Origin of the sequence: Pseudomonas sp. Irchel 3F6 (assembly GCF_900187595.1) — a bacterium.
GTDB classification, from domain to species: Bacteria; Pseudomonadota; Gammaproteobacteria; order Pseudomonadales; family Pseudomonadaceae; genus Aquipseudomonas; species Aquipseudomonas siliginis.
Genome location: NZ_FYDP01000007.1, coordinates 266,977 through 285,614, shown reverse-complemented (window position 1 = coordinate 285,614; position 18,638 = coordinate 266,977). Strand labels below are relative to the sequence as shown.

The following is an 18,638-nucleotide window of genomic DNA, read 5'->3' as shown; positions in this document are numbered from 1 at the left end:
TGCCGAGGAGAAATGCCATGGGCATGGAAGAGCCGCTGAAGGCTACCGACTGGCAGCGAATTACTGATGAGGTAAAGACAACCTATACCTCACACCTTGAGCTCTACAGCTTCAAAAAGTACCCCGCGCTCGATTATGAGACCTTCAAGAACACCTTCTCCGTCTTGGCAGAGAAGGTGGATCTACAGGCAGCGCTGCTGTGGAAGTGGGGGCACTGGGGCAAGGACGACTTTCCCTCGAAGCAGAAGTCCTTGATCGGCGAGATCGAGAGTCTGTGGCCTGCTTTTCGAGGCTGGGCGTTATCTGCTGGTGATCAATTTACCCCCGAAGCCACTTTTCAATGGTGGGATAAGCGTTTGGATAGGATGCGCTATATCACCAGCGCCTACCTGACTCACCTGATCCATCCTCTACAGGTGCCGATCATCGACCAGCACAATTTCCGCGCCATGAATCATCTGCGGCGAATCCCGTCCGCCAAGAAAAAACCATCCACCTGGTGCGATATCGTCCGGCTTAAGCACTTCCTGCATGAGGCGAGCAAACGATTTCAACGCCCAGAAAGTGAATTCGACAAATACCTAATGATGTATGGCCGTGCGCTCAAGCCGCGCAAGGTCAGATCGTCTCCTAAGGAACAGGCATGAACCGCTCTGCGCTCAAGAAATACGCCCCTCAAGCCCGTCTCGATTTTATTGAGGCCGTTACCCTGCGTACCCGTCGTCTGGGGCTTGATCCGGCAATGTCGGTCAGTGTCGAACAAACGGGCGACGTATTGCTGATTGGTGGCCAGCCGTTCCCGGCCAGCATTGCCAAGCAGCGCTCTGAGCTGGCTCGACGTATTCAACAGCAGGGCTTTAATGCTGTGATCGAGGCGCTGGCTTACACCTGGTTTAACCGCCTGGTAGCCATCCGCTTTATGGAGCTTAAGGGCTACCTGAGTCACGGCTACCGCGTGCTTAGCCACCCGCAAGGCCATCAACCTGAGATCCTCGATCACGTTCAGCATCTCGATTTACCTGGCTTGGACAAGGCTGAAGTTATCCGCCTGAAAACCGCAGGCAATCAGGATGAAGCGCTATACCGCGAGATCCTTCTCGCCCAGTGCCATGAACTGCACCGCAACATGCCGTTCCTCTTCGAGGCGCTGGACGATGCCACCGAGTTGCTGCTTCCGGACAACCTCCTGCGCACTGATTCGCCCATTGCCCGCCTAGTCAGCGATATCGAAGAGGCTGACTGGCAAGAGGTAGAAGTCATTGGCTGGCTCTATCAGTTTTATATCAGCGAAAAGAAGGAGGAGGTGATCGGCAAGGTGGTCAAGAGCGAGGACATTCCTGCCGCCACTCAGCTATTCACCCCCAACTGGATCGTTCAGTACTTAGTGCAGAATAGTCTCGGTCGGCTCTGGTTAATGGCTAATCCTGGCTCCAGCCTAAAAGAAAAAATGCCGTATTACATTGAACCTGCTGAGCAATCGCTGGAAGTTCAGGCACGGTTCAGCGCCTTGTTCAAGGTGCGGATAGATGAGGATAGCGGTACGCTCAACCCTGAGTCCCTCTCCGTTCTTGATCCGGCCTGTGGGTCTGGTCATATTCTAGTCGAGGCGTACAACCTGCTGCGGGCGATTTATGAGGAGCGCGGCTATCGCTTGCGCGACATTCCTCGACTGATCCTGCAAAAGAATCTGTTCGGGTTGGATATTGATGACCGTGCCGCGCAGCTTGCCGGTTTTGCCCTACTGATGAAGGCTCGCGAGGATGATCGCCGCCTGTTTGATGATGAAGGTAACCCGCCGCACTTGAATGTGATGGCCATTCAGCAAAGTGCAGGTTTACCGGATCAGAAAATAGCTGAAACCATCATTAATGCTGCGATTCAGATCGAAGGCGGAGCAGAATTCCACTCAGGTCAGTTGTTTGGTGGTGGGCAGCTTGAAACCCACCTTAGTTCTGGGCTTACCGTGTTCGACCTACGCCAGCTGATTCAGTTGTTTGAACATGGAAAAACCTTTGGTTCGCTGATCCGCGTGTCAGATGCTCTCAAGGTCAAGCTGGGCAAGATCGTCGATATGCTCGTCAGTGTGCGTAACCACGGTGACGATTTGTCTCGCAGCTATGCTGGGCAGGTACTAGAGCAGTTTGCTTGGCCCGCCAGCATGCTCGCACTGCAATACGATGCAGTAGTGGCAAATCCGCCCTATATGGGGAGCAAGGGAATGAATCCAATGCTTAAGGAATTCGCAAAAGGATATTTTCCCGAGAGCAAGACCGACCTATTCGCCATGTTTATTGAGCGAGGATTTGGGTGGTGCAAGCAAGTCGGCTTCAATAGCATGGTAACGATGCAAAGCTGGATGTTCCTCTCATCCTATGAGTCGATGCGCGAAAAGCTTCTGAAGGAAAAAACTGTTACCTCCATGGTGCATATGGGAAATGGGGTAATGGGGATCGCCTTTGGTACAGCGGCTACTTCTTTCTTTAATCAGCCTGTTGGTGGTAGCGTAGGTAGCTTTAGTTATTGTAGTGGTAATGATTTGGGCGAGTCGGGAGTGCCTAAATGTTTTCCGGTTCAGAATGAACGGCTTACTCTAACCAGGGCCGACGATTTCATAAAAATTCCCGGTAGGCCGTTTGCTTACTGGATGCGTGATGAAATTAAATACGCTTTTAAGAATGGAGAGTTGTTGAGAAATATAGCTATTCCCCGTCAGGGGCTGGCTACTATGGATAACTCAAGGTTTACCAGGGAATGGCATGAGGTGTCAATTGACCAGTTGTCATTTGATGGTGAGGGTCAAGTTAAATGGTATTCTTATAATAAGGGTGGAGATTATAGGAAGTGGTACGGTAATCATGGAGTGGTTGTAAATTGGAAAAATTCAGGTGAGGAAATTAAGCAGCTTTCTATAAGTCGCTATGGTAGTGCTGCAAAGCGCGTGGTGAATGAGGGGTCGTATTTTAAGTCAAGTATAACCTGGTCGAAAATAAGTAGTGGCAAGCCGTCGTTTAGATATCAGCCTCATGGCTCAATATTTGATGTTGCGGGTATGTCAATATTTCCAGAGTCCGAAGACTTTGAGTTGTTGTTGCTATTTCTTAACTCTAATGTGGCAGCCGAAATTCTCGGCTTACTATCGCCAACGGTTAACTACGAGGCAGGTCAAATTGGTGCGCTTCCTATATTGAGGCCGGAGCGCATCGAACGTGATTTGTATCAATCACTTATTGATATGGCAAAAGCTGATTGGGATTCCTTTGAGGTCTCTTGGGATTTCGAAGGGCTTAGTTGGCTTAAGGAAAGGAGCTTGAGCCTCGCATGGGTGGAGTGGAGTCAGGAATGTGCGTTTAGAGTATCTAAAACTATTTCGTTGGAGGAGGATAATAATCGAGCCTTTATTAGAGCGTACGGGCTGGATGGTGTCCTAGCGGCTGAAGTTTCGGAGGATAGCGTCTCTCTGGCTCGCTCTGATAGAGAAAAGGATATGCGGCGGATGATTTCATACGCTGTCGGATGCATGATGGGTCGTTACAGCTTAGATAAGCCCGGTTTAATTTATGCTAAAAGCGGTGGCATCGGCTTCGACTCTTCTCATTACACAGAGTTTCTAGTAGATGCCGACGGCATTATCCCCATAACTGAGGAGTCTTGGTTCGAAGATGATGCCGCTGCGCGCGTGCGTGAGTTTGTCAAGGTGGTCTGGGGGGCTGAAACTCTTGTAGAGAATATTGAGTGGCTGGCCGATAGCCTAGGCCGTAAGGCAGGCGAATCTGCCGACGAGGTCATCGGCCGTTATCTGTCCACCAATTTCTACAAAGATCACCTACAGACTTACAAAAAACGCCCAATTTATTGGCTGTTCTCCAGCGGTAAGCTAAAGGCTTTTGAGTGCCTGGTGTACTTGCACCGTTATAACGAGGGCACCCTGTCGCGCATGCGTATGGAGTACGTTGTGCCACTGCAAAGCCGCATGCAGGCCCGTATCGATAAGCTTACCGACGACATCGATAGTGCTACCAGCAGCGCCCAACAAAAAGCACTGCAAAAGTACAAAGACAAACTTGCCAAACAACTCGAAGAACTCCGCCGCTTCGACGAAACCCTGCGGCCCTACGCCGACCAGCGCATTACTCTTGATCTGGATGATGGCGTCAAGGTCAACTACGGAAAATTTGGTAACTTGCTGGCAGACGTTAAGGTGGTTACCGGCGGTAAAGAAGAATAAGTAAAAAGGTGAACTGGCTATGAGAAAGCTCTACTGCCATAGACTTAGAGCTTTCTCCCGCGTTTGTATGCATAAACACTAGGTACAAGACTGGTCGCTACTAAGGGCTGAACAGACGCAGTAGGCCAGTCTTTTCCACGTACCGAATCGACCTAGAGTAAGCTTAGCAAGCTGCATATCCTGGGTTACGCATGCGAGCAGCAATCTCGGGCCACAAAGCTGACGCCAGCCGAGCAGCATCCAATAGTGCGCCAGCAATATGAGGAACACTGATGCCGTCGGTTTTCGGTTCAGTACAGACCGTGTTTCGAGGTGGCCTACGGCATTTTTTTGTCGGGAGGCTGAATTTTTGATTGGCGCGCTTTGACTGCCCGATGGCGGTGAGTCAGAGTGATTTATTTTTTTGAAGCAAGGCGCATCATAAGCGTTTTTTAGTTTTAACCGCTTGGGGGCGGTAATTGATGTCTGAGCTATCCGCACAACTCGAAAGAATCATCGATAGCCTGCAACAGCAGTTTTCCCGCAGCCGAGTGGTCTGGTGGGAGGATCCGCAAGGAGAATTCAGCGAAATCCTCGAAGCTCTGCCATTGCAAGACGTACAGGTTTTACGGCGGTCTGCAACGCCTGCGTTGGCAATCAAGCGGCAAGTCGAGGTGCTTGATCCCGCAGGACTGTTTCTCATTTATGAAGACCGCATCCGTCCTGATCCTGACCAGGACTGGCTGTTGGATATTCGTCTCTATGCCGCGCCATTTGCAGCAGATCGCACCTCCATGCTGTTGCAGGAGCTGGGGCTCCGTCAGCACAGCTTACGTGAGCACTTGAAAGTACGTGGTGCGTTCTTCGCCAGCAAAGAACGAGTGGCCCGGATTCATCGCCTACTCAGTCCGGATGACGATGAAGCGGCACTGGATCTGAAGATCCTCGCTGCGCTGGTTAAGGTTGAACAAGCCGAGCTGTTTGCCGTGCTCACGGCCATTTTTGCGACCTTAGCCGAAGCTGAGGATCTCGAAAACAACCCGCTGTGGGAATCAATTACCAAGTTCGACATGCAGCCAGTATTTTGGCAGCTGATGCAAAAAGCATTTGGCTATCAGCATAGCGAACCTACACTGCGGCATTTTTTGGTGCGGTTATTCGCCACCGATATGGGGCATGCGTTGCATGCTCAGGTTCCGGCCAACCTCAAAGCTCTTCAGATGAACCCGACGCGCGCTGCGAATGTTGCTGTGTTCTTGTCTCAATGGCGCGATAGCACCCTGCGTCAACATTCCTATGACCGATTGTCGAAACGTATTGCTGCCGATTTACGCTCTGCAGAGCTATTAGCGCAGGTGACGCTAGAGGCTCTTATGGCAGTCAGCACTTTTGTAGATGTTGAGCGGCTTATTGCTGAGCGGCTCCGGGATGCTGTGCTCAATAACACCAGCGAAGCTGTAGGTCAGCAATTGCGTGATATGGCTAGTAGGCGGATGGATGGCTACTGGGCAAACCCGCGCTGGCCAGATAACGATGATGCCAATCGCTCCATCTGGTGCGGTTACTACCGTGCGCTGATTGCTGCTTCCGAGCTATTCGAGCTGAGGTTGCGCTACGCAGCAGGCTTTTCCTTTTACTCGGCTGAGGTGTGTTACAGCGCTTACACCAGCGAGCTTTATCGTTTCGATCAGTTGTATAGGGCATATCACGAGGCTGCTGATGCAGTGTATGCGCGCAGTCCTGATGCGCTGTCACCGCTGACCACCCGGGTAGAGCAGGATTATTTGATTGGATTTCTGCAACCCTTAGCTCAAAAGTGGGGCAGTTTCCTTGACGCTGGTTTGCTGCAACAGTGGCAATTGCCCGAGGTACCCAATCAGCAGGACTTCTATGCAGAGCACGTGGAAAGGTATCTGAGGGGGGGGGAGGATCGGCGGGTGTTTGTGGTAATCAGTGACGCACTGCGCTACGAGGTTGCGCAGGAGCTGAATGAATCGCTCAATGGCAAGTATCGGTTCTCCTCTGAGCTGAGTAGTCAGCTAGGCGTGCTGCCTTCGTATACTAAGCTTGGCATGGCCAGTTTGTTGCCGCACAAAGTGCTGAGCTACACCGATACAGGCCTGGTACAAGTCGATGGTCAGAGCAGCGATGGTCTGGAAACACGCAACAAAATTCTGGCAGGTGTAAATGGCGTAGCACTACGAGCCGAAGACTTTTTGAACATGAACAAGACCGACGGACGTGAACTGATTAAGCCTTATCGAGTGATTTACATCTATCACAACAAGATTGATGCCGTCGGTGACACCTCCAGCACCGAGAGCAGCACCTTTAGTGCCTGCCGCGATGCTATTGGGGAACTGGAATCCATCGTTAGTCGCATTATCAACAACCTTAATGGACATCGTGTCTTGGTGACTGCTGATCATGGTTTTCTGTTCCAAGATTCTGCGCTTGAGGAGCTGGATAAGAGCAAGCTGCTCGCTAAGCCGGCAGGCGGTATCGTATCGAAGAAGCGCTACCTGATTGGCCGCAATCTCGGTGGCAGTGATCAGGTACACGCTGGATTTATTCGAGACACGGCAGGCATCAGTGATGACATGATGTTCTGGTCGCCGAAAGGGGTGAGTCGATTCCACTTCGTTGGCGGGGCAAGGTTTATTCATGGTGGGGCTAGCTTGCAGGAAGTAGCTGTGCCAGTGCTGAAGGTACAACAGGTAAGAGGACAGAAGGCCAAGGAAACGGCCGTACGCAAGGCACAAGTCACGGTGTTGGGGAACAACTTCACCATCACCACGAATCGATATGTGTTCAATCTGTTGCAGACCGAGCCCGTTTCTGAACGTGTGCATCCGGCTGTTCTGCGCGTAGGGTTGTTTGATGAGGCTGGCGAAGCCGTTTCGGTTGTTGAGCAGGTTTCCATGGACAGCGATTCGCAGAACCTCGACCAGCGTCAGCGGAAGGTGATTCTCACCCTGTTAAACCGGCCGTTCTCTTCGAACGAGCGTTACTTCTTCAAACTGCTGGACACTGAGACTGACGTCGAGCAGTTCCGCATTGATGTGCGTATCAACCTGGCGATTAGCAATGACTTTGACTTCTGACAGCGGCAACCCTGAACTCGACCTGGATGCCCGGTTGAACCAGCATTTCACTGGCAAGGTGGTGCGCAAGGATCTGACCAAACGCTTGAAGGAAGGCATCAATGTGCCTGTTTATGTACTGGAATATCTGCTCGGCATGTATTGCGCCTCAGACAACGAAGAGGTGATTGCTGATGGTCTGGAGACGGTAAAGCGCATCCTCGCAGAGAACTATGTCCGCCCGGATGAGGCTGAGAAGGTCAAATCCAAAATCCGTGAGCGCGGTAGCTTTAAGATCATCGACAAGGTTTCAGTCAGCCTGAACGAGCGCCGCGATATCTATCAAGCTCTGTTTATGAATCTGGGGGTGAAGGACGCCGAGATCCCCAGCCGCTTTATTAAAGAGTTCGAGAAGCTCCTGGCGGGAGGGATTTGGTGCATTGTTACGCTGAACTATTTCTTCGAAGAGGGGGCGAAAGGTTCGCCTTTCACCGTGCATGACCTCAAGCCAATTCAGATGCCCAACATGGACATGGAGGCGCTACTGGAGGCACGTAAAAATTTCAGTGAAGAGCAGTGGTTGGATGTGTTGTTGCGCTCTACCGGCATGGAACCTGCACATTTCAATGTGCGCACAAAATGGCATCTGCTCACCCGTATGATTGCCTTTGTCGAGAACAACTACAACTGCTGCGAGCTTGGCCCTCGCGGTACAGGTAAGAGTCACATCTACAAGGAAGTCAGCCCCAACAGCATTTTGGTGTCCGGTGGCCAGACCACAGTCGCCAATCTCTTCTACAACATGTCTCGTAGGCAGATTGGCTTGGTCGGAATGTGGGATGTGGTTGCCTTCGATGAGGTAGCGGGTATCTCGTTCAAGGACAAAGACGGGGTGCAAATCATGAAGGATTTCATGGCCTCTGGCTCATTTGCTCGTGGCCGTGACTCCATCTCAGCCTCTGCGAGCATGATGTTTGTCGGCAATATCAACCAGCCGGTCGACACCCTGGTGAAGACCAGCCACCTGCTGGCCCCATTTCCGAGTGCGATGATCGACTCTGCATTTTTTGACCGTTTCCATGCCTACATCCCAGGTTGGGAAGTCCCGAAGATGCGCCCAGAGTTTTTCACCAACCGCTATGGGCTGATCACAGACTATCTGGCGGAGTTCATGCGCGAGATGCGCAAGCGCAACTTTGCCGACGCCATTGACCGTTATTTCAAGCTGGGCAATAACCTCAATCAACGCGACACGATTGCAGTACGCCGGACGGTGTCAGGCCTGCTCAAGCTGCTACATCCGAGCGCTGACTATGACCGCGAAGCGGTACGTCGCTGCTTAGAGTACGCCCTAGAAAGCCGACGCCGGGTGAAGGAGCAACTGAAGAAGATCGGCGGAATGGAATTCTTCGATGTGCACTTCTCGTATATTGATGCTGATACCCTTGAAGAAACCTTCATCAGCGTGCCAGAGCAGGGCGGTGGTGGGTTGATTCCTGAGGGGCAAGGCAAACCAGGGGCAATGCACTTGGTATCCACTGGTGCTAATGGCCATTTGGGGCTGTACCGTTTGGAAACCCAGATCACCGCAGGCAGCGGCAAACTGAACATGTCCGGCTTGGGTAGCAGTTCATCGGCGAAAGAGGCACTCAAAGTCGCTTTTGATTACTTCAAGGCCAATATCACTCGCGTCAGCGCTGCTTCAAAAGTCGGTGATCACGATTACCACCTACATGTTGTGGAGTTGCATAACACCGGAGCCCCTAAAGCGCTGACCTTGGCAGGCTTCGTCGCTTACTGTTCTGCTTTGATGCAGAGACCGCTTCAAGCACAAATGGTGGTGTTGGGGGATATGAGCCTTGGCGGAAACGTGATGCCCGTGGAAAACCTGGCTGAGTGCATGCAAGTGGCATTTGATGCGGGAGCAAAGCGTATTCTTCTACCGATGGCCAGCGTAACTGACATCCCTACCGTACCGGGAGAGCTGTTTGCCAAGTTCCAGACCAGCTTCTATAGCGATCCGGTGGATGCGGTTTTCAAAGCGCTTGGGGTTAGCTGAGTTAGGATGCATCCCTTCCTGCGAATCGCCACAGGCAGCACTCATTATTGGTCGAGGCGTCGCTTGAGGCCTGCAGTTATCCGACAGATCATGCTTTGCATAGAGGATCTGTCTGTAGTGGAACTCCGATCTCTAACTAAGTCAGAATTGACAGGTACGGCAGGTGTCCCTGTTGCCATTTTTGATATTTAAATTCTTGACGATCCCGTTTCCTCAGCTAAAAATACACCCACTTGTTAGCTGATCTTGAGACCAGCTGACATGGTAGAACGCTGATCTACTCAAATAAACAGCCACCCAGCCTTGAATCACCGCATAGCGAAACTACCCACCGGGATCCGTCCCATGTGGGCAGCTCCCCTTAATGAGAGCTGTTCATTGATACATTCTTGCTGCCCCATGATCGCGTGTTCTTTAAGCAATATGAGATGTAAAAAAATACGCGTGAATAATGCGATTTATTGACAAAAAACATAACAGAGTTGCTGCTTATGCGGCATATCGGACTGTTTTTTAAGGATAAATTGTCATGCTTTCCGTTCTTAGGTAGGCATAACCGTTTTGATTTGCCGCTGTAACCGTCTTGAATGAAAAAGGCCCGTCGCTTAAACGACGGGCCTTTTTTGTGAGGCTATTTCAGCGCGACCCCTATCACCTGTAGGAGCTGACGAGTGCAACGAGGCTGCGATCTTTTGACGTTGCTTCTGAAGATCAAAAGATCGCAGCCTCGTTGCACTCGTCAGCTCCTACATGAGGAATTGTTTCAGTCGAGGATCAGGTGCGGCAAAAATCGACTTGAATCCTTGGTGATCAGACTATTGTCTTCACGCACACCAATCCCCGCTGCCTCATCGCCAATCACCCACGAGCCAATCAGCGTGTAGCTATCGCCAAACTTCGGCAGCGGCGCGAACTCCTGCAGGATGAACGGCGCATCGGTGTAAGGCCCGTCTTCTTTGACGATCAGACCTTCCACTGTTTGCAGTTCAATGTTGGCACCTTCGCGAGAAAAGTACGGCTTGCGCACCCAGCCCTTCGGCACCGCACTCTGCGGATTCGGATCAAGGTGCGCAGCGAGCAGATTCGGATGGCCTTGGTGCAACTCCCACAGCAAAGGCAGCGCACCTTTGTTCGACAGAATCGCCTTCCACGCCGGTTCGAAAAACTGCGTATCGCATTCGGCGATCGCTGCGCCGAACGGCTCGTGGAAGATGAATTCCCAGGCGTGCAGCTTGAACAGGTGCGGGATCCAGCGATCCTGCAGATCGACGAAACGACCTTCAGCCGTCAGGCCAATGTCTTCGATATCGATGTGGCGTGATTCGATGCCGACCTTTTCCGCGATCAGCCGCAGGTAATCGGTGGTGCCTTTGTCCTCGACCGAGTCCTTTATCGAGGCAAAGTAGAACGGCCGCTTCAACTGCAACTCGGCGAAGGCCTGATGCAGCTTGGTGTCGATGCTGTTGAACTGGTCAGCATGTGGCGGCAGCGTGCCACGCTCGATGCACTGTTCCAGCCAGCCCCATTGAAACGCCGCCGCCTCATAGAGGCTGGTCGGCGTGTCGTAGTTGAGCTCCAGCAGTTTCGCCGGCCCGTTGCCGCTGTAGGAAAAGTCCATGCGACCGTACAGATGCGGATGACCCTCGCGCCAGGAGGTGCGGATCATGTCGTAGTACGCCGCCGGGATACTCAGGCGATCGAGCAACTCCTCGCTGTTGACGACGCGATCCACCAGATCCATACACATCTCGTGCAGTTCGGTAGTCGGGTCTTCCAGATCGTTTTCGATCTGCGCGAGGCTGAACTGGTAGTAGGCGCTTTCGTCCCAGTACGGTTCGTCGTCGATGGTGTGGAACAGGAAACCAAGGCTTTCGGCGGTGTGTTTCCAGTCGGGGCGCTCGGCGCAGTGGATCTTTTTCATGTCAGCTGCTCGAGCGTCCGGAACTGCTGCCCCAGCCACCCCAACCGCTGCGGGCGCTGGACTGACTGCCGAAGCCGCCGCGCGAAGTCGACGACGCAACGTTCACCGGTTTGCTCTTGCTGCTCTCGTAATCCGACTGGCTGCGCGAGGTTGTGTCAGCTCGGCGGTACTGCGTTGAGGTGTTGTACGGCTGGCGCGTTTCGCGATCACGGTAAACGGTGCGTTCGGCGTTGTTGCTCATTGCGTTGCCGATCAGCCAGCCGGTCAGCCAGCCATTGCCGCCGCCACCTGAGCCACCGGAATAGTGCGAGCCGCCGTGGCTGGCACTGCTGCTGGTGGTGGTGTCGCCCGCCGGCATTTGCGAATTGGCGATGGCATCGAGATCTTGCGGCGTCTCGGCATTGCCCGGCACTTTGAAGCCGCCGAGTTTCGGCACGAAACGGCCATCGGAATTTTTCTGACACCAGCCAGCGGCAAAGTCTGCGTCGCACTTGGCCTTGTCGTTGTAGGCCGGGGCGATGCGCCGGTGTTCGTTCAGGGCGGCGACGTAGGCGCTGGAGCAGAGATCGGCGGCCAATTCGGCGTCGACACACTGTTCAACGCTCTGGAAGTTGCGCGGCTGATCCAGCGCCGCTGCTTCACCGGAAATCGCCATCGCCACCGATGCGGCGAGGGACAATTGCACGTATTTGCTGCGTTTCATCGAGAGGCTTCCTGCCGGTCAGTGGGACGGGGTCATGCACGCGGCATTGAGCATGCCGACGCTGATCGCCACGGCAGCCACATAGATGCCGGCCGCCACTTCGCCGTTGGCGATGCGCTGGGACGTGCCCTTGAGCACCAGCCCGGTCGCAACGAACGCCAACAGCTGCACGACGGCGGCGATGACCGCCCAGAGGACGAAGTCGAGCACGTTGACCGAGTAGGCGATCACGTTGCTCGCCGGAATCGCGAAACCGATGATTGCCCCGGACAGGGCAATGGCGGCGGCAGTGTTGCCGGCGCGGATCAGCTCGAATTCCTTGTGCGCGGTGATGCGCGTGTAGACGAATTGAAACAGCATGAACAGCAACACGGCGCCGATCAGGTAGACGACAAAACCGACCAGCGCGGTTTTGTTCAGAGAAACGGCCAAGACTTCCAGCATGAAAAACTTCCTTTTTTAGATGGCGCTCAAATCAGTCGTGTACAGCGAGATGCCCAGCGAGGTGCTCAGGCTGACGGTGCCTTCTTCGTCCTGTTCGACGGAGAACAGCAGCAGTTCGCGGCGATCGGTCAGACCGGTGTCGCGGGCATACAGCATGGCGTGGTGCTTGATGGTGTAGGACTCGTCCGGATTGACCACGTGTTCGGTCATTGGCACCAGTTCAGTCTGCTGCAGTTCGGTGCCCCATTCGCGGGTGTATTCAACACCGTCGTGGTGGTAGGTCGGCAGACCGATCAGGCTGTTGGGGCCGGCCAGACGCTGCAGTTCGGCGTCACTGTTGACCGTCACGTAGCTGAGGTAATTGAACAGGGTGACCGACTCGACCTGATCATCGCCGGTGACGTGGATCTGCACCCAGAAATCCTCGTCGTTCATGTAATAGCGATGCAGTTTGTTGGACTGACCGAGGTCGACCCAGCCGGCGCTCCACACCGCTTGATCGAATGGCACCCGCACCGAAGTCGAGCCTTCCAGCAGCAACGCCAGGGTCGTGTCGAAGCGCACGCCTTTGCCTTGTGCCATGCCCAGTGGGCCGCTGGCGCCGGTGGTCGTTGGCGCAGCGGTCTGCCAATTGCTGGTGCCGAGCAAGTCTTTAAACCATCCCATGGGTGCGTTCCTTGAAGCGGGTGGAGGTGTTCGGGTGAAAAAGTGGCGGTAGTGTAACGGGCGAAGCGGTGAACGAGCAGGGGCAATTACGCCGCAAAACCATGTGGGAGCGAGCCTGCTCGCGAATGGGTTGTGTCAGTCACTCGATTATTTGACTGTCACGACGCTTTCGCGAGCAGGCTCGCTCCCACAAGTTACCGTTCAGTCATTACTGCGCGGACTTCTGCTTCAGGCGCTCAAGGATCGCATTGGCGCTGCCTTCGTTCGGCGTGATGCCGGCGTCGCGCAGTTTGCGTTCCAGGTCGTTACCGGTAGAGGCGTCGGCCAGTTCGTCCGCTGCGCTCAGCTCGGCAGCGCGTTGCTGCTGCTTGGCTTGCAGGCGGTTCAGGGTGCCGACCGCGGTTTCCAGTTTGCCGTTGGCGCCGCCGCTGGCAATCGAGGCGCTGACCTGGGCTTTCTGCACGCTGTCGCGGGCCTTGGCCATGTCCACTTGCTGGCGCAGGCTCTTGATCCGCGATTCGGCTTTGCTGATGTCTTTGCGCATGTTGTCGGCGTAGGCGCCGAATTCATCGCTGAGTTTCTTCTCGGCAGCGAGGTCGTTGGTCAGGGTCGAAATCGCTTCGGCCACTTCCAGCGCCAGGTCTTCACGGCCGGCATTCAACGCGGCCACAGCCTTGGCTTCGAGGTCCTTGATCTTGGCGTCGTATTCGCTGACGCGGTCGGCGGCCAGTTTGTGCTTGGCCATGATCGTTACCAGTTCGCGGCGGGCATTGGACAGCGCGGTGTCCGCGTCGCGGATTTCCTGATCGAGGATGCGCAGGGCCTGCTGGTCGGCGATGGCTTCGCCGACTTCATTGGCGCCGCCGCGCAGTGCGGTGAACAACTTGCTCCAGATGGACTGAGTCATTGGATATTCCCTGTTGATTACTTGAAGAAGTGTTCGAAGGCTTCGCTGGCGCGCTGCACGTTGTCGACCAGGGTTTTCACCTCGGTGACGACGTTGGTCAGGCTCGAATCAGCACTGAGCGCGCCGAACATGTTGTAGACGGTCTGCCCGTTCGGCATCGATTCGATCCCGATCGAAGACAGCGGGAACATCTCGCGGCTGCGCAGCACGGCATCGTTGAACGCCTGGACATTGCTGATCGAATCGATGTCCACCAGCACGGTGTCGACGATGATCTGCTGGCCGGCCAGGGCGATGTGAATCGGCAGGCCGCCGAATTCGTTCATTTCCAGCTTGATGCTCGGCTCGGAGCTCTGGATCAGGGACAGCGAAATCTCTTGGGAAGCCACCTCGTCCAGCGCCTTGAGGGCATTGAAGAGGCTGTCGATGGTCCAGTTGTTGCCTGCGCTCATGTATTTCTCCGACATGAAAGAGCCAGCCAGAATCGGTTGGCGTAGCTGTTGCTCCATTTGCTTGAGCAAGCTTCGGTTTTCCGGAAGCACCCAAGTTTCGTGTTTCACATAACCGGCGGCGGCCAGGCCTGCGCGCATCTGCTTCATGTAGAAGCTCGACGGTTTTTTCGCTGACGTCTTGCCACGTTCGCCCTTGGGGCTGGCTGCGGCAGGCGTCGGAGTGCGGCTTGTCATGGCTGGAATCCGGTTATGAGCGTCTCACGCGTGGGCCACACTACAACCAATGCAAAGTGCCATCAATGACTCACGCGTGAGATTTTCATGACAGACGCAAAAAGGCCCGCAACGTGGCGGGCCTGTGGATTGCGCAGTTGTTGCTAGGCGTTGCTGTGCAGGAACTGCTCAGTCGATACCACGCTGGCGTAGGCAAAACCCAGCGCCGACATGAATGCTGCGTGCACATGAGCGGCCGGCACCGTCAGGCCGTTGAATTCAAGGTCACGGCTGGCGCAGGCATCGTGAATCACGGTCACGCTGTAACCCATGTCCGCCGCCGCGCGGGTGATGCCATCGACGCACATATGGCTCATGCTGCCGACCACCACCAGGTCGTTGATCCCGTGTTCGTCGAGCACCGATTTCAGCTCAGTCTCACGGAACGAGTTGACGAAGTGCTTGAGCACCACCGGCTCGTCGGCGCGGTTGAGCACTTTCGGATGCAGTTTCGCGCCCTCGGAGCCGGGAGTGAAAAACGGCGCGTCTTCGGAGGTGAATTCGTGCCGAATGTGCACCACCGGATTGCCCGCTTCGCGAAAGGCTGCGATCAGCCGTGCGGCGTTGTCGGCAGCGGCGTCGGCGCCGACCAGCGGCCACTTGCCTTGGGGGAAGTAGTCGTTCTGGATATCGACTACGATGAGCGCTTGCTTGGCCATGGGATTGTCCTCGAGACGGTGATTGGGTGTGGCCTCAGTATTGACGCTGGCCGAGGATTCGAGGATTGGCCGCACCGACAATAGACGGGGGAAAACTGACAATGGCCGCACAAAGAGCCGCCACCGCTGAACTGGGCGTGCTGATTTATCCCGGCGCGCAACTGGCGGCGGTGCACGGTCTGACCGACCTGTTCGCGGTGGCCAACCGCATTGCCGCCGAGTATCAGGCTGTGCAATTGCCCTTGCTGCGGGTCAGTCACTGGCAGGTCGAGGGCGAGCAGTTGCCGACGCGGGTTTACGACAGTCATCCCGGTGCCGAAGACGCTTTGCTCGCCGTGCTGATTCCGCCGTCCCTCGGCGGGTTCGATGCGGCACAGATGACTGCGAGTCTTGCGCAATGGCTGCGCGATCAGCATGCGCGCGGCGCAACGCTTGGTGGTGTCTGTGTGGGCTCGTTGATGCTCGCCGAAAGCGGCTTGCTCGACGGTCGCAGCGCCACCACGCACTGGACCTCGGCCCAGGCTTTTGCCGAGCGTTACCCGAAGATCAAACTGAAGGCCGACACGCCGATTGTCGACGACGGCGACCTGATCACCACGGCCGGGCTGATGGCCTGGTCCGAGTTGGGGTTGCGCCTGGTCGATCGCTTGCTCGGCCCAAGCATCGCCACCGCGACCGCGCGTTTTCTGGTGATGGAACACAGCGACAGCGCCAGTGAATGCGGAAGCAATTTCGCACCGATCCTCAGCCATGGCGACGCGGCGATTCTCAAGGTCCAGCACTGGCTGCAAAGCACCGGGGCGACGGATGTCTCGCTGACGGCAATGGCCGAGCGTGCGGGACTTGAAGAGCGTACTTTCCTGCGCCGATTCCGCGCCGCGACAGGCTTGAAACCGACCGAGTATTGCCAGCACTTGCGGGTCGGCAAGGCGCGGGAAATGCTCGAGTTCACCAATGGCACGATCGACCACATTGCCTGGACGGTGGGCTATCAGGATCCGGGCGCGTTTCGTGCGATCTTCAAGAAGATTACCGGGCTTGGGCCGAGTGAGTACCGGGGGCGGTTTGGTGTGAATCCCGCTCCCAGAACGACGATGAACTAATGTGGGAGCGAGCCTGCTCGCGAAGGCGCTGGATCTACAGAATTGTAGTCGGCTGACACTACGCTTTCGCGAGCAGGCTCGCTCCCACAATGATCGCGGCGAGGGTGAGAGATCGTGCAATTTGCCGGAGTTTTGCGCGCTGTCGTGCAGTTTGAAACAGGCGTGATGCCAGCACAGTCACGGCAAGCTCCCGATTATCGGGCGGTTCGTGGGGATGGTTGATTGGCCTGATCTCTGCAATTTCCTTTGAGAACCCATCGACTGATAAAAGGGGAACGCATGACCCCGACACCCAGCAACAAAATCGTCGTGGCCCATTCGGTGCGTGCCGAGGCGCCGCAACATGAAGTCGAGACCAACAAGGCCCTGGCGCGTTGGCTGGCGCAGATTCTCGGCTGCAAATTCGGCGGCAGTTACGATCCGGCCAAACATCAGGGCCGCGAGCTGTATCTGCTGCCAACGCAGACCATCGTCGGCGCCGCCCACGCGCAAGCGCTGGGCATCAACGGCCCCGATGATTTGTGGGGCGGTTACGTCGAATACGATTTCATCTGCACCAAAGCCATCAGCCACGGTTTGCGCAGTCATCTGGCGCACGCGCCGCAGGGCTGGTCGCCGCTGTTTTCGGAGCGGGTGCGCAACGTTGTGCTCGACGGTCTCAGCGTATTCGCCCTGGAAGATGCGCGGCCCGCCGCCGAGCATCTGTTGTACGCCGGGCCGATTCGCTTGAAGCCGATTCACGCTTGCGCCGGTCGCGGTCAGGAAGTGATCAAAAGCCTCGATGCGTTCGATGAAATCCTCGCTCGTCCCGAAGCGCAAAGCCTGTTCAGCGACGGCGTAGTGCTGGAGCAGGACTTGCGCAACGTCGTCACCCACAGCGTCGGCCAGTCGTTCATCGGCGGCAAAGTGTTGAGCTACTGCGGTGATCAATACTTGACTGAGGGCGGTCAGGGCGAAGAGGTCTACGGCGGCTCGAATCTGCTGGTGGTGCAGGGCGGCTATGATCAATTGCTCGCGCTGGGTCTGCCTGACGATGTGCGTCTGGCCATCGAGCAGGCGCAGGTCTTCGACAGTGCCGCCAACGAAGCCTACCCGCACTTCTTCGCCTCGCGGCGCAATTACGATATCGCCCAAGGCCTCGACGCCAGCGGCAACCCGCGCAGCGGCGTGCTCGAACAATCCTGGCGCATGGGCGGTGCCAGCAGCGCTGAAGTGGCCGCGTTGCAGAGCTTCGTCAACGATCCACAGATGCGCGCGATTCGCGTGTCGTCGGTGGAAACCTATACCGATCAGGCGCTGCCGGCGGACGCCATCGAGGTCTATCGCGGCCCGGCGGAAAACAGCGCATTTCTTCTCAAATATGTGACGGTCCAATCCTATGACGGCTAGAAGCGAAAGCATTCAAATCGACATTGATGACGAACAGATGAGCGGGACTTTTCTCAGTCCCAAATCGAAAGTCCCGGGGGTGTTGTTTGTTCACGGTTGGGGCGGCAGTCAGGAACGTGATCTGGAGCGGGCCAAAGGCATCGCCGGCCTGGGTTGCGTATGCCTGACCTTCGACCTGCGCGGGCACACCGGCGGCACAGGAATTCCGCTGACCCGGGTGACCCGTGAAGACAATCTGCGTGATTTGCTGGCGGCCTACGATCGCCTGCTGGCGCACCCGGCCCTCGACACTTCGGCGATCGCCGTGGTCGGCACCAGTTATGGCGGTTATCTGGCCTCGATCCTGACGTCACTGCGCCCGGTGCGCTGGCTGGCGCTGCGCGTGCCGGCGCTGTACCGCGACGAGCAGTGGCACACGCCCAAGCGCGATCTGGACAAGGCCGACCTGCGCGATTATCGCAATACGCTGGTGCGCGCCGACAGCAATCGCGCCCTGCATGCCTGTTCGCAATTCACGGGCGACGTGCTGTTGGTGGAATCGGAAACCGACGACTTCGTGCCCCACGCGACGATCATGAGTTACCGCGCCGCATGTCAGCAGACTCACTCGTTGACCCATCGGATTATTGATGGCGCCGATCACGCGTTGAGTGATCCGGTTTCGCAGCAGGCCTACACCTCGATCCTGGTGGACTGGATTACCGAGATGGTGGTGGGGGAGCGGTTGAGCATTATCCAATCCAGATGATCTGTCGCATGTACCGGCCCCTTCGCG

14 protein-coding genes are annotated in these 18,638 nt (G+C 55.7%); 7 read left to right on the top strand and 7 right to left on the bottom strand.

Features of this window, described 5'->3' with window-relative positions; all coding sequences use genetic code 11:
- Positions 1-17 precede the first annotated feature (17 nt).
- The 4 genes from CKW30_RS22365 to brxL all read left to right on the top strand — a co-directional run bounded on the left by CKW30_RS22365 (position 18) and on the right by brxL (position 9,346).
- Complete coding sequence (locus tag CKW30_RS22365; protein WP_095181952.1) at positions 18-647, top strand: hypothetical protein; 630 nt, start codon at positions 18-20, stop codon at positions 645-647.
- Complete coding sequence (gene pglX, locus CKW30_RS22360) at positions 644-4,225, top strand: BREX-1 system adenine-specific DNA-methyltransferase PglX (RefSeq protein ID WP_095181951.1); 3,582 nt, start codon at positions 644-646, stop codon at positions 4,223-4,225. The genes CKW30_RS22365 and pglX overlap by 4 nt, the downstream gene beginning before the upstream one ends.
- Positions 4,226-4,686: 461 nt before the next feature.
- The gene (gene pglZ, locus CKW30_RS22355) at positions 4,687-7,308 is read left to right on the top strand and encodes a BREX-1 system phosphatase PglZ type A (protein ID WP_095181950.1); all 2,622 of its coding nucleotides are present in this window, start codon (positions 4,687-4,689) and stop codon (positions 7,306-7,308) included.
- Positions 7,292-9,346 (top strand): protease Lon-related BREX system protein BrxL, encoded by a 2,055-nt coding sequence (brxL, locus tag CKW30_RS22350; protein WP_095181949.1) that lies wholly within the window; start codon positions 7,292-7,294, stop codon positions 9,344-9,346. Before pglZ ends, brxL begins: the two co-directional genes overlap by 17 nt.
- A 763-nt stretch (positions 9,347-10,109) precedes the next feature.
- On the opposite strand, the gene CKW30_RS22345 is transcribed toward brxL, so the two are convergent.
- The 7 genes from CKW30_RS22345 to CKW30_RS22315 form a co-directional block, all read right to left on the bottom strand.
- Complete coding sequence (locus tag CKW30_RS22345; protein ID WP_095181948.1) at positions 10,110-11,267, bottom strand: glutathionylspermidine synthase family protein; 1,158 nt, start codon at positions 11,265-11,267, stop codon at positions 10,110-10,112.
- Position 11,268: 1 nt separating this feature from the next.
- A complete protein-coding gene (locus tag CKW30_RS22340; protein ID WP_095181947.1) occupies positions 11,269-11,970 on the bottom strand; it encodes a DUF1190 domain-containing protein in 702 nt (233 codons plus the stop codon).
- A gap of 18 nt (positions 11,971-11,988) precedes the next feature.
- Entirely contained in the window at positions 11,989-12,414 is a 426-nt protein-coding gene (locus CKW30_RS22335) for a DUF350 domain-containing protein (RefSeq protein ID WP_016772952.1), read from the bottom strand.
- 15 nt (positions 12,415-12,429) lie between these two features.
- Entirely contained in the window at positions 12,430-13,080 is a 651-nt protein-coding gene (locus CKW30_RS22330; RefSeq protein WP_095181946.1) for a DUF2491 family protein, read from the bottom strand.
- A 208-nt stretch (positions 13,081-13,288) separates the two neighbouring features.
- Entirely contained in the window at positions 13,289-13,987 is a 699-nt protein-coding gene (locus CKW30_RS22325; protein WP_041477670.1) for a PspA/IM30 family protein, read from the bottom strand.
- A gap of 17 nt (positions 13,988-14,004) precedes the next feature.
- Positions 14,005-14,586: a YjfI family protein gene (locus CKW30_RS22320; RefSeq protein WP_225914461.1), complete on the bottom strand. Its 582-nt coding sequence runs from the start codon at positions 14,584-14,586 to the stop codon at positions 14,005-14,007.
- Between the two features lie 230 nt (positions 14,587-14,816).
- A complete protein-coding gene (locus CKW30_RS22315) occupies positions 14,817-15,371 on the bottom strand; it encodes a cysteine hydrolase family protein (RefSeq protein WP_095181945.1) in 555 nt (184 codons plus the stop codon).
- A 101-nt stretch (positions 15,372-15,472) separates the two neighbouring features.
- Here CKW30_RS22315 and CKW30_RS22310 point away from each other — a divergent pair, with 101 nt between their 5' ends.
- The 3 genes from CKW30_RS22310 to CKW30_RS22300 all read left to right on the top strand — a co-directional run bounded on the left by CKW30_RS22310 (position 15,473) and on the right by CKW30_RS22300 (position 18,611).
- Complete coding sequence (locus tag CKW30_RS22310) at positions 15,473-16,474, top strand: GlxA family transcriptional regulator (RefSeq protein ID WP_095181944.1); 1,002 nt, start codon at positions 15,473-15,475, stop codon at positions 16,472-16,474.
- A gap of 279 nt (positions 16,475-16,753) precedes the next feature.
- Positions 16,754-17,863, top strand: coding sequence for a DUF3182 family protein (locus tag CKW30_RS22305; RefSeq protein ID WP_095181943.1), 1,110 nt, complete (start codon positions 16,754-16,756; stop codon positions 17,861-17,863).
- Positions 17,853-18,611, top strand: coding sequence for a S9 family peptidase (locus CKW30_RS22300; protein ID WP_042610641.1), 759 nt, complete (start codon positions 17,853-17,855; stop codon positions 18,609-18,611). The genes CKW30_RS22305 and CKW30_RS22300 overlap by 11 nt, the downstream gene beginning before the upstream one ends.
- Positions 18,612-18,638: the final 27 nt, after the last annotated feature.

Bases quoted from the DNA above. Each gene is read 5' to 3' on its own strand.
- CKW30_RS22365 (WP_095181952.1), top strand. From the start codon at position 18: ATGGGCATGGAAGAGCCGCTGAAGGCTACCGACTGGCAGCGAATTACT.
- pglX (WP_095181951.1), top strand. From the start codon at position 644: ATGAACCGCTCTGCGCTCAAGAAATACGCCCCTCAAGCCCGTCTCGAT.
- pglZ (WP_095181950.1), top strand. From the start codon at position 4,687: ATGTCTGAGCTATCCGCACAACTCGAAAGAATCATCGATAGCCTGCAA.
- brxL (WP_095181949.1), top strand. From the start codon at position 7,292: ATGACTTTGACTTCTGACAGCGGCAACCCTGAACTCGACCTGGATGCC.
- CKW30_RS22345 (WP_095181948.1), bottom strand. From the start codon at position 11,267: ATGAAAAAGATCCACTGCGCCGAGCGCCCCGACTGGAAACACACCGCC.
- CKW30_RS22340 (WP_095181947.1), bottom strand. From the start codon at position 11,970: ATGAAACGCAGCAAATACGTGCAATTGTCCCTCGCCGCATCGGTGGCG.
- CKW30_RS22335 (WP_016772952.1), bottom strand. From the start codon at position 12,414: ATGCTGGAAGTCTTGGCCGTTTCTCTGAACAAAACCGCGCTGGTCGGT.
- CKW30_RS22330 (WP_095181946.1), bottom strand. From the start codon at position 13,080: ATGGGATGGTTTAAAGACTTGCTCGGCACCAGCAATTGGCAGACCGCT.
- CKW30_RS22325 (WP_041477670.1), bottom strand. From the start codon at position 13,987: ATGACTCAGTCCATCTGGAGCAAGTTGTTCACCGCACTGCGCGGCGGC.
- CKW30_RS22320 (WP_225914461.1), bottom strand. From the start codon at position 14,586: ATGAAGCAGATGCGCGCAGGCCTGGCCGCCGCCGGTTATGTGAAACAC.
- CKW30_RS22315 (WP_095181945.1), bottom strand. From the start codon at position 15,371: ATGGCCAAGCAAGCGCTCATCGTAGTCGATATCCAGAACGACTACTTC.
- CKW30_RS22310 (WP_095181944.1), top strand. From the start codon at position 15,473: ATGGCCGCACAAAGAGCCGCCACCGCTGAACTGGGCGTGCTGATTTAT.
- CKW30_RS22305 (WP_095181943.1), top strand. From the start codon at position 16,754: ATGACCCCGACACCCAGCAACAAAATCGTCGTGGCCCATTCGGTGCGT.
- CKW30_RS22300 (WP_042610641.1), top strand. From the start codon at position 17,853: ATGACGGCTAGAAGCGAAAGCATTCAAATCGACATTGATGACGAACAG.